We start from the raw sequence: 13,812 nt of genomic DNA, 5'->3' as shown, positions 1-13,812 counted from the left end.
GAGCGTCACAGCTACGAGTGCTTTAGCTAGCGGCACCAAGCTGCTTAAACCAGGCTGCCTCTACGAGCTCAAGTGCTTCTGTAGCATCGCTTGCCCTGGCTAACTCTGCCGGGAAAGCCTTCTCACCCCAGAGTGCCCCCAGCAGGGAGCCAACCAAGGCCCCCAAGGAATCTGAGTCGCCGGTAACAGCTATCGCGGCCCCTAGAGCTTCTTTCACTGCCTGGTGTTGGCTAAGTGCCCCTGCTGCCATATCTGCCTCTGCCCGCAGGGCTAAGAAGAGAGCATAGCCGAGCACATCGGGAGCTAAGAGCAAGGTGCCAAAGTGGGGGCGGGCGTCCTCACCCCCTGCCGCCTGCTGGGCCAAGCGAACAGCGGTGCTCACAGCCGCGCCGGTAAGGGCAGCATCACCGGGAAGAACCTGGCTTTGGGGGACTGTATCTAGCCAGGCCAGCACCTGCTGGGTGCAGGCCAAAAGAATACCGGAGCGTGAACCCTGCCCACCTGGTGCGCTCTGACTCCCCAAGAGGTAGCGAATCAGCAGAGCATAGGCACTAGCTGAGATAACCGCCTCAGGGTGCCCATGAGTCAGCGCTGCCGCATGGGCTGAGAGCTTGATAACGGTGGCATCATCAGTTACCGGCAGGTAACCGAAAGGGGCAGAGCGCATGAGCGCCCCGGTACCCAATGCCTGGGGGTTAACATTCTTTGAGATAAACTGCATCTGCCCCTCCGCCAGGGCAGCTAAGGTAGCCTTGCCCGGGCCCCGCTGCTGGCGCATCACGTCTAGACTATCGAGCGGACGGGCAAGGGAGTAGGGGGCATTCTCGGGTACTGGGTGACCTGTGCCGGTGTACCAGCGAAGATAAGCTAGCCAGATACAGGCCAGCTCATCGGCTGCCTGCCCCTCATTATTCCACTCCAGCACCTCTATCAGGCCATCAAGAGTTGCCAAGGTCAGCTGAGTATCATCTGACACCAAGAGAGGGCCCTGTGCGATAGCAGCCACTAGGTCAGCTCCACCTAGCTGCCCCCAACGCTCCGTGATCTCTTCTACCGTGCTCAGCTCAAGGGGGAACCCCAGGGCATCCCCCAGCGCAGTGCCGAGCAAGGAACCGCGCACACCTAACCGGTAGGCGGGGGAGAGAGCATCAGGGGCAGGAAAAACAGAAATCATGTTCCCTATTCTAAAGCGGGGCATCAGCGCGGCTACTAAACTGGTGGATATGCGTATCTTGCACACCTCAGACTGGCACCTGGGCCGTACCTTCCACGGAACCTCCCTCCACTCCTATGCTGAGCAACTTCTCGATGAAATGCTTGCTCTGGTCACAGAAAAAAACATCGATGTAGTACTCATCAGCGGCGACGTCTACGACCAGGCTCAGCCCCGCACCGAGACCGTGCAACTCTTTGACCGCACCCTCACCCGCCTAGTGCAGGCCGGGGCACACGTCATAGTAACCAGCGGCAACCACGACTCCGCCATTCGCCTAGGGTTCGGCTCATCTCTGCTCAGCGCCGCCGGCGTACACCTAATCACCTCACAGACCCAGGTGGGGCAGCCCGTCCTCCTCTCTGCTGGAGGTGCAGAGGTAGCTTTTTACGGCATACCCTATTTAGAACCGCGCCCCATCGCCGCCCGCTGGGGCACCGAAGCCAGCCACACCGCCGTGCTCACTGAGGCCATGCGCCGCATCCAAGAGGACGCCGCCACCCGCCAGGTGAGCGCAAAAATAGTGCTAGCCCACTGCTTTGCCACCGGCTCAGAACCCTCAGAATCAGAACGTGACATCTCAGTTGGCGGGGTGCAACAGGTACCGGCCAGCGTCTTTAGCGCCGCACACTACACAGCCCTAGGGCACCTGCACGGGCGGCAAAAAGTAACCGAAACCGTCCGCTACTCCGGTTCCCTGCTGGCCTACTCCTTCAGCGAGCAAAACCACCGCAAGGGCGCCTGGATCCTTGATATAGCCCCCGACGGTGCCCTCGAAGTGAGCGAACACACCTGGGCTATCCACCTCACCCTCAAAATCCTCAAAGGCAGACTAGAAGAAATCCTCGCACCAGAAACCATCGCAGCCTACAGCCAGGCCTTCGTCAGCATCACCCTCACCGACCCCGAACGACCCGCCTCAGCCCTGGACCGCCTCAAAGCCCACTACGAGCACGTGCAAGAACTCTTCTTCACCCCCGACGGTGCCCAGAACCGCCAGGAACACAGCTACCGACGCACCCGCCAAAGCCACAGCACCCAAGCTATCTGCACCTCCTTCTACGAACACGTGCGCAACCGAGCCCTAACCGAAACCGAAACCACCTATCTCACCAGCGTCCTAGACCAAGCCCGCACCAGGGGAGCAAGCGAATAAATGCGAATCCACCGACTAGAACTCACCGCCTACGGCCCCTTCCCCGGCACCATCACCCTGAACTTTGATGACCTAAACCGCGAAGGCATCTTCTTGCTCAACGGCCCCACCGGCTCCGGCAAATCCACCATCCTCGACGCCATCTGCTACGCCCTCTACGGCACCACCTCATCAGGGCGCACCGACCTCAAATCCCGGTTCGCTCAGCCACAGACCCAGCCCAGAGTCGTCCTAGACTGCACCATCGGCACCAACCGCTACCGCATCGACCGCAGCCCAGCCTACGACCGCCCCAAAAAACGCGGCCACGGCACCCTAACCGAACCGGCTAAAACCCTGATTGAGAAGTTTGACACCGCCACCGGCACCTGGGAACCAGACCCAGCCATCACCCGCCACAAAGACGCCGGGGACTTCATGCTCTCGGTACTGGGCCTGAACGCCCAACAATTCAACCAGGTCATGCTGCTCCCGCAAGGAAAGTTCCAGCGATTCCTCACCGCCAGCTCAGGGGAACGAGAACAACTCCTCAAACAGCTCTTTGGCACCGAAGAGTTCGAAAAAGTCCAAGCCCTACTCCACGAGAAAGCCAAGGACGCCACCGCCGCAGCCGACGCCGCCCAACAAGAACTACAGGTGCTCCAGCAACGCGCAGAACGAGCCGAACACGCCGCCTGCATAGACCAGGCCCGCCAAGCCCTAGGCCAAGCGCCCACAGAAGAAACCCCCAACACCCCCACCCCCCAAGACACTACCGACAAGGGCACCCCCGAAAACACCAGAGACCTCACCGACCTCCCCCACCACCTAGAGCACCTTCTTCGCGAACTGCACACCCTCACCGAAAACCTAGAAGAAGAACGAGAAAAAAGCGCCCAAAACCTTGAAGCGCTCGCAACTGAACACCGCGCCGCTACCCAGCTCCACAAAGACTGGGCCACCTACCTCAACCTCACCAAGGAACAAGAAAACCTTGCCCACAAAGAACCCCAGATCGCTGCTAGCCGTACCCGCCTGCAAGAGCATCGCGTAGCTGCCGATATTCTGCCCCGAGTACAAGCAGCCGAACAGGCTAGCACCGCCTATCACCAGGCCCAAGGCCGGGCAGAAACCCAGCTCAACAGCACCCAGGTACTGCTTATTTCCGCCCAAGAAAAGCTGACCGAAACCGCCCTCGAACATAGCCTTCTCACCCGCGCCCACAGCCTGCTCAAGCAGGCCCTGAAGGAGACTGACAGCCAACAGCTGGGTGAAGAGATGAGCGCCCACATCGAAGGCCTGACCCGCTACCAGCAGGTAGAAAAAGACATGGCTGCCCTAGCCCGCCAAGAACAAGCCAGCGCCACCGTCTTAGCCAACCTCACCGACCGCCGTACCCACCTCACCCAAGACCTGGAGACAGCCCAGAAGAACCTCACCCAGCTACGCAAAGACTACGCCCAGACCGAAGAAGCCCCAGCTCAGGAAGAAGCAGCCCGCACCCGCCTCACCCAGGCCCGCGACAAGGTGACCTCAGCCCAACAGCTCATTACCGCCCGCGCCAGCCTGGCCACCGCCCGCCAGAAATCCCAGGCAGCCGAAGAAAACCGGCGGGCAGCGTCCGCCCAGGCTGAAAATCTTCAGCGCCAACGCTTTGATGCGGCTGCCCAGATTCTGGCCGAAAATCTCACTGACGGTCAGCCCTGTAGCGTCTGTGGTTCCACCACACACCCTGCCCCCGCCAGCTATGACCAGAACACCCCACCTGTCACCCAAGAAGCCCTCGCCCAGGCCAAAGACCAACGCGACCAGGCAGAAGCCGCAGCCCAAGAGGCTCTTGCAGCTCTCAGCGCAGCCCAGAGCACCCTGGACCAGCTAGTAAAACAGGGCACCCCCGAACCAGAGGAAGCCCACACCGCTCTTGCCGCTGCCCAAGAAAGCCTTAGCCAAGCTCAGGCGCAGGTAGCCCACCGCAAGGCCCTGGCCCGGCGCATCACCACAGCCGAGCAAGCCCTCGACGCTAGCCGTAACGAACTGGCTGAGGCTGAACGCCAACACACCAGCGAAGAAGCTAAAATACAGCAGCTCAGCAGCCAACGAGAGAACCTGAAAGCTGAGTTAGAACCCCACCAGCAAGGCCCTAGCCTGGCTGACCGTATTGCCACCCTCAATCAACTAGCCCGGCAGATTCCCGCCCTCGGTGCCGCCCAAGCTGAGCAGGAACGTCACCGGCAGGCCCAGGTACAGGCCCAAGAAGAGCTGGACCGTGCCCTGGAAGAAGCCCAGCTGACAGATGCCCAGCAGGTTAAAGCACAGCTCCTATCTAAGGCTCAGGTCAGCCAGCTAGAAGAGCAGGTTACCGCCCACCGCGACCGCACCCTGGCAGTCACAGCCCAGTTAGAGAGCCCCACCTTAGCTCATATCGCCCAGCTGCAAGCAGCCGGTAAGCAGCCACCAGCTCCTGAAGAAGTAGCCCAGCTTAAAGCGCACATCACCCAGCTTCGCGCCCACAACGAAGAGCTCATACGCCACACCACCCGCCTAACCGGTGCTAGCACCGAGCTGGGGGAGGTGCTGAACCTGCTTGAAGCTGCCCTTGCTCAGAGCCGCCTACTGCTAGAAGATGCCCATCTCAAAGGCGAACTTGCGGCCACAGCAACAGCAGCGCCCGGCAGCGACAACCGCCTACGCATGACCCTAACCACCTATGTGCTGGCCTACCAGCTCACCGAGGTAGCGGACGCCGCCAGCGAGCACCTAGAAAAAATGACCCACGGCCGTTACCGCCTCGAACACACCGACCGGGCCGAGGGGCGGGGTAAGAAATCAGGCCTGGCTCTAGATATTTTTGATGCCTGGCACAACGCCCGCCGATCCCCTGAAACTCTTTCAGGCGGTGAAACGTTCATGGCTTCCCTGGCCCTGGCCCTGGGCTTAGCTGATGTAGTGCAACAGGCTAATGGTGGCATCGACATCGATACCCTTTTCGTGGACGAGGGGTTCGGTTCCCTTGATGACCAGGCCCTAGAAGAGGTGATGACCACCATCGACTCCCTGCGTGAGCGTGGGCGCGTCATCGGCCTGATCTCTCATGTGGCTGAGATGAAGAACCGTATTAGCAAGCACATCGTCCTTACAAGCTCGCCCCAGGGTTCTTCCCTGGTCACAGAGGCAGGAGTAGCGTGAGCCCTCACCGTAACCCCAAGAAACGTAGCTCATCGCCTCGAACAGGTCTGGGCTACCAGCGTGACCACCAGCTGACCACTAGCCCTCAGCTGGGCAGTAACCTACGCCAGAGCGTTGAACGGCTGGGGGTATCTGCCCAGTATGCTCGTACCCGTATCAGCGATTTGTTGTTGGCGCACGGGTGGCGGTTTCTTTTCTTCTCGCTGCTGATGCGTCTGCCTGCTGCCATGGTCATGCTAGCTGTGATGATGATGCTGGCCGTCCAGAATAATGAGGCCACCCTTGGGGGGTATGCTGCCGGTACAGTGGGGTTAAGCGCAGCCCTGATGGTGCCGATCTACCGGTCAATTTCTGAGCGTTTAGGGCAGCGGAGAATCTTTTTTGCTCTGACGGTACTCAACATTTTGGCTTTGATTTGGCTGATGATTGAGTCTTTGCGGTTTGCTGAAACTAGTAGTGGCTCTATCAGTAGGTTTCTTACAGCCTGTGCAGTTACGGGGGTGACGACCGTGCCGCTGGGGGCCATGATGCGAAGCTACTGGAGCGCCCGGTACCTTACTACGCAAGACCGCCGTCAGCTTAATGCCTCTATTTCGCTAGAAACCATGTTTGATGTGATTGCTCTTCCTGCGGGGGCGGTTATTGCGGGTATGACTACGGTCTTCTTAACCGCCCAGTCGGCCCTCTTTGCTGTGATGGTGCTTGATATGTTGGGCCTGATCATGCTTTTGTGGCGGCCTGAGAACCTGCCGGTAGAGACTCGAGACGTGAGTGAGGGGAACCGGCGTAAGCCCTTGCGGGGGGTGAGCCGCTCCTTGCTGTGGATACCGCAGTTGGGCACTATTTGTTTAGGCCTGTCTTTGGGCTCGACCCAGGCCGCTATTGTGGCCTACGCTATTTCAACTGATCAGGTTGGTTTGACTGGTTTTTTGATTGCTCTCTTAGGTCTGTGTGCGGTCATTTCTGCTTTGTTTGTGCTCTTTGAGCGTCTGCCCATGTTTAGGTGGGGGGCTTGGTTGGTGAGTGGGTCTGGGCTGACCTTGACTGCTATGACCCTGTCTTTGCCGACGTCGGCTCTGGGTATGATCTTGCCTCTGGTGGGGGTGGGCCTTGCCTATGGTATTTGTTTGGTGACGATGGACTCGGTGGCTACCAGCCTGTCGGTGCGGAAGAACCTAGATCTTGCGCTTTCTACTTTGCAGGCTTGTTTCTTGGGCGGAGTTGCGGTGGGTTTCGTCTGGGCAGGTGATGTGAGTGGTTCCTATAGTTACCAGGCTGCTCTGATTATTCCTTTGGTGGCTGCTGCGGTTTATTTCTGTTTAGGTCACCTCTACGGTTTCTTATGGCGTCGCACCTACGAAGAGCGTCTGGCGCTCTTGCCCTAACCCTTATGAGGCTTGCACCGCCACTACCTGCTGGTTTTCAAGGAGCCGGGGTGAGGCGTGTGGATTGGCAGGCGGGGCATCATAAGTCTCGATTGAAAGGTAGGGCTTGCTCATACCTCTATGCATAAGACCCCGGCCCCTCACAGTGGAGGGGCCGGGGCGTAAATGTCTGAGAGGCTTACAGGCTCTTAGATGAGTTGGAGTCCTTTTCCTGATCTTTAGCTATCTGCTTAAAATCAACCCCACTGTGGGACAGGCGAATCTTGCGGCCCTCTTCAATCAGGTTTTCTTTCTTCTCCTGCTGTTTGATAGCCATGGTGTCATCGCGAGGGGGTAGCTGTAGTTCCTCTTCAGCTTTGATACCGGCCTGTAGCTCGCGCCCACGCTGGATTTCAGCGTCGATCTGGGCGCCGAGCAGCAGTACGTTGTTCATAATCCAGATGAAGAGCAGCATCACGATAACACCACCGATTAGGCCATAGGTAGCGTTGTAGGAGCCAAAGTTTGATACGTAGAAGCTGAAACCTAGAGCCGAAATAGCCATAACTACCAGGGCGATAGCGGCGCCGGGGGTGAGGAAACGGAACTTAGGCTGCTTGATGTTGGGTGTTGCGTAATAGAGCAAGCTGATGAGAATAACAGCCAGAATTACCATGATGGGGTAGCGCAGCCACATCCAGATAGTGATGAAGCTACCTAGCTCCACGCCGGGGATTGCATCTTGGACGGTGGTCAGTACGTCCTCTGAGGAGAGCAGAACCAGCATCATGGAGACGACAATCAGCACCATTGTTGCGGTGACCAACATGTTGAAGGGGCGTAGCTTCCAGATGGGGCGCCCTTCTACTACACCGTAAATCTTGTTCATGGAGCGGCCAAAGGCACCGACGTAGCCGGAGGCAGTCCACAGGGCACCGACCACACCGGTTACCAGGGCCAGCCCTGCAGTATTTGAGCTGGTGAGCTGGGTGATGGGGTCTTCGAGCAGAGAGAGCATCTCAGCCGGCGCGTAGTCCTGTAAGAAGTTCAGTATCGCGTTGGTGGTCTGTTGGCCCTGCCCAAAGACACCTAGTAGTGACACCACTGCTAGTAGGCCGGGGAAGATGGAGAGCACCGTGAAGTAGGTGAGGGATGCTGCCAGGTCGATGCAACCGTCATTGGTGAATTCGCTCAGGGCGCGTTTGAAAATGTACTTCCAGTTGGAGCCGCGCATATCTGAGAGCTTGCCTGGCTTAGGTGCTTTCTCGTGTGCGTCCTCTGTAGCGGACCGGCTGATAGTTTGTTCTTCGAGAGCCATGGGGTCGTCCTTTGGGCATGCGGTGATTAATCAGTAAACATCTTATCAGTAGCATGATGAGATTTTTGAGCTGGCTAGGCGCTGTCTTTGATGTGAAAAGAAGCTGCCCCAACACCAAGGTGCCAGGGCAACGTGGAAGATGATTGCCTGCTGAGCAGGCGGACGCCGGTGGGCTAGTTGTTCAGGCCTAGCACCTGGGCGGTGTGGGCAAAGAGTTCGTCGGCTAGCTGGTGGTTGTCATTGAGTTTGACGCCGTAGCCGGGCACGAGCTCCTTGATGCGGGTCTCCCACTGATTCATCTTGGAGGGGAAGCAGCGGGCCAGGAGGGTGAGCATAATGGGGGCGGCAGTTGATGCACCGGGGGAGGCACCTAAGAGGGCCGCAATGGAGCCGTCACCTGAGGCGATGAGTTCGGTGCCGAATTGGAGCACGCCGCCTTTCTTGGCGTCCTTTTTAATAACCTGTACGCGCTGCCCGGCGGTGATGAGCTCCCATTCATCTGCTACTGCGGTGGGGTAGTACTGGCGGAGGGCATCTACGCGCTTATCGATTTTCTGTACTACCTCACCGACCAGGTACTTGGTCAGGTCAAGGTTATCGAGGCCGGCCCGGACCATGGGGATGAGGTTATCTGGGCGCAGTGAGAGCGGCAGATCAAGGAGGGAACCATTCTTGAGGAAGTTGGTTCTAAACCCGGCGTAGGGGCCAAAGAGTAAGGAGCGTTGCCCGTTGACGTAGCGGGTGTCGAGGTGGGGCACAGACATGGGTGGGGCACCGACGGAGGCTTGGCCGTAGACTTTGGCATTGTGTTTGAGCGCGGTTTCTTCGTTGGTGTTGCGGAAGAAAAGGCCTGAGACGGGGAAGCCACCGAAGCCTTTACCTTCTTTGATACCTGACTTTTGAAGGAGGGGCAGGGCACCACCGCCGGCACCTAGGAAGACGAACTTGGCGCGAATCTTCTGGCCTTGTTTGGAGGCAAGGCGGTCTGTCACATCAATGAGCCAGCTTCCGTCACTTTGCTGCTTGAGGTTGGTGACTTGCTGGCCGTACTGGACTGTTACGCCCTGTTCTGCCAGGTAGTTGACCATCTGTTCGGTGAGGTTGCCGAAGTCTACGTCAGTTCCTTCGGGTGACCAGGTGGCGGCAATCTTCTGAGCGGGGTCACGACCTTCAACAGCTAGTGGCGCCCATTGGCGAATCTGGTCAAGGTCGGTAGAGAATTTCATGCGTTCAAAGAGCTTGTGGCTTTCAAGCGCTTCGAAGCGTTTGCCCAGGTAGTTGACGTGGTCTTCACCGAAGACCAGGGACATGTGGGGGACGGGGTTGATGAAGTTGGCGTCCTTGATTTTGCCTTCTTCAAGGAGGGAGGCCCAGAGCTGACGGGAGATTTGGAATTGTTCGTTGATGCTCAGGGCTTTTGTGGGGTCTACGTTGCCGTCGGGGCCAGCCGGTGCATAGTTGAGTTCGCAGAGTGCTGAGTGGCCGGTGCCTGCATTGTTCCAGGGGTTGGAGGCTTCTTGGCCTACCTGGCCTAGACGCTCTAGCAGGGTGATGTTCCAGGTGGGCTCTACTTCTTTGAGTAGTACGCCCAGGGTTGCGCTCATGATACCGCCGCCCACTAGGACGACATCGGTCTTGACTTCCTGTGCCATGTGCTTGACGCTCCCTCACTCTAAGGCTGCGGTGCCCGATAGCGGGCACCAGCTGGGTGGGGGCAGCTTGGCCCCCTTTTTCTTTTCTTTAGAGTAGTACAGATAGAGCGACCTACCTAACATGTGCAGCTCTTTGACCTACTTTTGCAGTGAGCTGTGTGCATGTGCATGTGCATGTGCATGTGCATGTGCGTGGGAGAGAGCTAGCTGTCGATGCGGATGGTGGAGAAATCGTCGATGCAGGTGGCGCTGACCGTATAGCTATCTACCCGCTGCCCTTGGGTAAGGCCGGAGACCGGGTAGGCCAGCGGAAGGGCAGAGAGCAGGTTAGCTATCTGTTGGTTGATGTTCTGGTAGGCCTCGCGCCACTGGTCGATGTCGGTGTGAGTATCGGCTTGGTTGATTGCTTGGTGGATGGTGGTGTAGGTGGCGGTAACTGTGGTGGGTTCTGGTACCACCGCTGAGGGGGTAGGTGAAGTAGTAGTGGCGCTAGGGCTAGTGCTTGGGCTGGGGGTGCTCTGGGGTGCTGGTGCGGACGCTGCTGGGGTCAGCACGTGCCCTAAGAATGCTGTGGGGTCGCGGAAGGCTCCGATATAACCGGTGAGTTCAAGGCCGTAGTTGGGGTGGATGGTGGGCACATCTTCACTGCCGGGTTCTGACCAGCGGTAGGGTTTGGGCACGATGTTGAAGCCAGCTTCTATGAGGTTGGCTGAGATGAGGGAGTAGATGCCTTCTGGGGAGGGCAGAGAGGGCAGGGAGAGGTTGATGGGGTAGTAGAAGTCAATGGCCTGGTTGGTGTAGGTGCTGGCTTTGAGGAGTTCTTTGGCCAGGGTGGGGTTGTAGGTGTAGGCCTGCCCTGTGTCGTCTTTTTTTATTTGGAAGAGGGCTGGAATAAAGTCTGGTGCGGTGTGGGTGCCTTGGGGGTAATAGGCCTCGATGAGGGCGTCGCGGTCGATGGCGTGGGCCAGGGCCTGGCGGGTTGCGATGTCGGTGAAGGCAGGGTGTGAGAGGTTGATGCCGATGTAAGTGATGGCGTAGGGGTCTCGTGATTGAACTGGGTAACCTTCAAGGGCTAGGGGTACGTAGTCTTTGAGGGCTACCTGGTCGTAGGCATCTATGGTGCCTTCAAGTAGATGGTAGTAGCGTTTTTCGGCATCGGGGATGGTGGTGAATTCGATACTGCCCAGGCTAGGGGGTGCGCCGCGGTAGGAGCTGTTGCGGGTCAGTGTGGCTGTGGTGCCGTCCCAGGAGGTGAGGGTGAAGGCTCCGGTGCCTACAGGCTGGCTGGTGAGGTAGCCGTCTGGCCCGATGCTGCTGGGGATGACTAGACCGTAGGCTGGTTGGGTGAGGGCTTTGAGAAAGCTGTGGGAGGGGCGGCTGAGTGTGAGGGTGAGGCTGGTTTCACTGGTTTCTGTCCAACTAGTAACGAGGGGCTCTTCGGGGCTTCCGTTTGCTGTGGTGATGCTGCCAAAGAGTTGGTGGAAGGGCTGGGTGATGCGGGTGAGGGGGGCTTTGCCCAGGCGGGACCAGCGCTCGATGTTGGCTTTTACGGCCTGTGCTGTTAGTTTGAGGCCGTCGCTGAAGGTGGTGTTTTCAGCGAGGTGAAAGGTGTAGGTGAGGCCGTCTTCACTGCTGTGCCAGCTTGTGGCTAGGCAGGGGGCTGGTTGGCCGGTGTTGATGTCAGCTCGTACCAGGGGCTCTAGTATTTGTGCGCTGATGCGGTGGCTTTCGAGGCGGTAGGTGGCTGCCGGGTCGAGGGTGAGCACCTGGGCGCCTTGGGCAAAGCGGAAGGTAGGGCCTGCCTCTTCGGTGGGGGAGGCGGACGCTGCTGGTTCAGTCTCGGTGGAGGAGCTACAGGCGGTGAGGGCTAAGCCTGCGGTGAGCAGGGAACCGTAGTGAAGCAGGGCGCGGCGGGTAAGGGCTGGTGTTGCCATGAGAGAATCCCCTTCCTTCTAAAGGCTCATTGACCATTGTGGTGAAGTGGTCAAGGCGTATAAGGGCTAGAATCTGGCTATCAAAAAACCCGTCCAGCCGTGGGATAACAGGGCTGAACGGGTCTTTCGTCAGTGTGCGCGAGGAGGGACTTGAACCCTCACGCCGTAAGGCACAGGAACCTAAATCCTGCGTGTCTGCCAATTTCACCACTCGCGCATTGCGGTGCTGTCAGCACAACAGTGTCTATAGTACAACACCTTGGGCGGTTTTGCTAAATGAGGGTTTCTTTTTAGGAATCAATGCCTAAATCTCGGCGGAGTTTGGCCACATGTCCCTTGGCGCGGACGTTGTACTGGGCTATCTCAATCATGCCTTTTTCATTGATGACAAAGGTTGAACGAATTAGCCCCACATAGGTTTTGCCGTAGTTTTTCTTTTCGCCCCAGGCCCCGTAGGCCTCTGCGACTGCGTGGTCTTGGTCAGAGAGTAGGGGGAAGGTGAGCTGCTGGTTTTGGGTGAAGGTATTGAGAGCCTTGACGCTATCGGGTGAGATACCTAGGACGGCATACCCCTGTGAGGTGAGTGAGGTTAGGTTGTCTCTAAAGTCACAGGCTTGGGTGGTGCAGCCGGGGGTAGAAGCCTTGGGGTAGAAGTAGACGATGACTTTTTGCCCTGCGTAGTCAGCTAAAGAGATGGTGTCTCCACCTGCGGCGGGCAGGGTGAATTCGGGGGCAGGGGTTCCGGGTGTAAGGCCTTCCACGGGCGTCCTTTCATGGGGGGTCGATAAGAGGGTGTGGCCGACTGGGGTGTGTGCTTCTTGTCAGCTTATCAGGGCTGGTAATGTCATCTACCTGTCATGTCTAGGCAGATAAGTGGTGAGTATGCTTATAATGTTGCCATGCCACAAATTCGTAATTGGTCGATTAATCGACTCCTCTCAACTGCAGCACGCATGCTGGAATACAGCTGGAATGACCAGCTCAAGTCACTTGGGCTTACTCATGCTGGTGTGACGGCGCTGGGTATCATTGCCCGTGAAGGAATGATTTCTCAGGTTAAGGTCGCTTCCCTGGTGGGCGTGCAGGCTCAGACCATGGGTAAAACTCTTGCTCGCCTGGAGTCCTATGGGTATGTTTTCCGTACCCGAAACACCATTGATCGCCGTAGCTACCTTCTGGGTATTACTGAAGAGGGTAGGCGAGTCCTTGCTGAGGCGGAGAATATTGACCGCAAACTTGGGTCTGCCGGTGAACTCTCTAACCCTGAATTCCGCGAAGCCCTTATCAACATCATTGAAAGCCTGAATGAGAACCACGCAGGCAGTAAAGTGCTAGATGATGTTACGGACGAACAGGCCGCCCAGATTGGTGTTATCTCTCAGTCGCTAGCAGAACCTCCTGCTGGTGAGGCTGAAGTTTCTGAAGCTAATGTCGCTACACCTGCTAGTGAGCGTGTTAACACTGCTGTTATGGACGTCATTACCCCCGAAATGATTGCCGAATACCGCAAGTAGTGCCTGGGCTCTTATCTGCTTGTGGGGTAGATGGGGTCTGTATTGGCAGACTAACAAGGCCCTTGTGTGAAGGTGCTTACAAAAGGCTGTTTTGGTTTGCGTGAGCCGCAAAAGGTGCGTATAGTAGAACCCGTTGCTGAGACAGGTTCTCAGTCTGACAAGTAAATATGCGCCTCTAGCTCAATTGGCAGAGCAATTGACTCTTAATCAATGGGTTCTGGGTTCAAGTCCCAGGGGGCGCACAATATAAGATGCCCGACCGGTTAGCCGGTCGGGCATTTTTGTGTACTGAGACTTTTTAGGCCTGCTGGAGCGGTCAAGGTATCTAAATATCTCTCCTTGTGTGAAGGTGCTTACAAAAGGCTGTTTTGGTTTGCGTGAGCCGCAAAAGGTGCGTATAGTAGAACCCGTTGCTGAGGCAGGTTCTCAGTCTGACAAGTAAATATGCGCCTCTAGCTCAATTGGCAGAGCAATTGACTCTTAATCAATGGGTTCT

Annotated in this window: 9 protein-coding genes and 2 tRNA genes; 5 read left to right on the top strand and 6 right to left on the bottom strand. The window is 57.5% G+C overall.

All coding sequences use genetic code 11. The features are described 5' to 3' along the window. Positions 1 to 22 precede the first annotated feature (22 nt). Entirely contained in the window at positions 23 to 1,174 is a 1,152-nt protein-coding gene (locus ACED87_RS03825; protein ID WP_449089620.1) for an ADP-ribosylglycohydrolase family protein, read from the bottom strand. On the opposite strand from ACED87_RS03825, the gene ACED87_RS03820 reads away from it, so the two are divergent. From ACED87_RS03820 to ACED87_RS03810, 3 genes are read left to right on the top strand one after another with little or no spacing between them, the layout of a single operon-like run. After that, positions 1,173 to 2,369: an exonuclease SbcCD subunit D gene (locus tag ACED87_RS03820; RefSeq protein WP_449089619.1), complete on the top strand. Its 1,197-nt coding sequence runs from the start codon at positions 1,173 to 1,175 to the stop codon at positions 2,367 to 2,369. The two genes, ACED87_RS03825 and ACED87_RS03820, sit on opposite strands and share 2 nt — an antisense overlap. After that, on the top strand, positions 2,370 to 5,534 hold the full coding sequence (locus ACED87_RS03815) for an AAA family ATPase (RefSeq protein ID WP_449082444.1): 3,165 nt from the start codon (positions 2,370 to 2,372) through the stop codon (positions 5,532 to 5,534). Continuing rightward, on the top strand, positions 5,531 to 6,919 hold the full coding sequence (locus ACED87_RS03810; protein ID WP_449082442.1) for an MFS transporter: 1,389 nt from the start codon (positions 5,531 to 5,533) through the stop codon (positions 6,917 to 6,919). The genes ACED87_RS03815 and ACED87_RS03810 overlap by 4 nt, the downstream gene beginning before the upstream one ends. A 178-nt stretch (positions 6,920 to 7,097) precedes the next feature. On the opposite strand, the gene ACED87_RS03805 is transcribed toward ACED87_RS03810, so the two are convergent. The 5 genes from ACED87_RS03805 to bcp form a co-directional block, all read right to left on the bottom strand. Further along, entirely contained in the window at positions 7,098 to 8,216 is a 1,119-nt protein-coding gene (locus tag ACED87_RS03805; RefSeq protein ID WP_449082440.1) for a YihY/virulence factor BrkB family protein, read from the bottom strand. Between the two features lie 173 nt (positions 8,217 to 8,389). Next, entirely contained in the window at positions 8,390 to 9,868 is a 1,479-nt protein-coding gene (locus ACED87_RS03800; protein WP_449082438.1) for a malate:quinone oxidoreductase, read from the bottom strand. Positions 9,869 to 10,071: 203 nt separating this feature from the next. Beyond that, positions 10,072 to 11,802, bottom strand: a complete 1,731-nt coding sequence (locus tag ACED87_RS03795) for an ABC transporter substrate-binding protein (RefSeq protein WP_449089618.1) — start codon at positions 11,800 to 11,802, stop codon at positions 10,072 to 10,074. Between the two features lie 135 nt (positions 11,803 to 11,937). Next, positions 11,938 to 12,019, bottom strand: a tRNA-Leu gene (locus ACED87_RS03790). A gap of 73 nt (positions 12,020 to 12,092) precedes the next feature. Continuing rightward, the gene (gene bcp / locus ACED87_RS03785) at positions 12,093 to 12,563 is read right to left on the bottom strand and encodes a thioredoxin-dependent thiol peroxidase (protein WP_449082434.1); all 471 of its coding nucleotides are present in this window, start codon (positions 12,561 to 12,563) and stop codon (positions 12,093 to 12,095) included. Between the two features lie 138 nt (positions 12,564 to 12,701). On the opposite strand from bcp, the gene ACED87_RS03780 reads away from it, so the two are divergent. Both ACED87_RS03780 and ACED87_RS03775 read left to right on the top strand, forming a co-directional pair. After that, positions 12,702 to 13,316, top strand: a complete 615-nt coding sequence (locus ACED87_RS03780) for a MarR family winged helix-turn-helix transcriptional regulator (RefSeq protein ID WP_449082432.1) — start codon at positions 12,702 to 12,704, stop codon at positions 13,314 to 13,316. A gap of 169 nt (positions 13,317 to 13,485) precedes the next feature. Next, a tRNA-Lys gene (locus ACED87_RS03775) sits at positions 13,486 to 13,558 on the top strand. Positions 13,559 to 13,812 lie beyond the last annotated feature (254 nt).

This window comes from Rothia sp. 32237D007AR (assembly GCF_053544675.1).
This window is presented reverse-complemented; position numbering and strand designations above follow the sequence as displayed.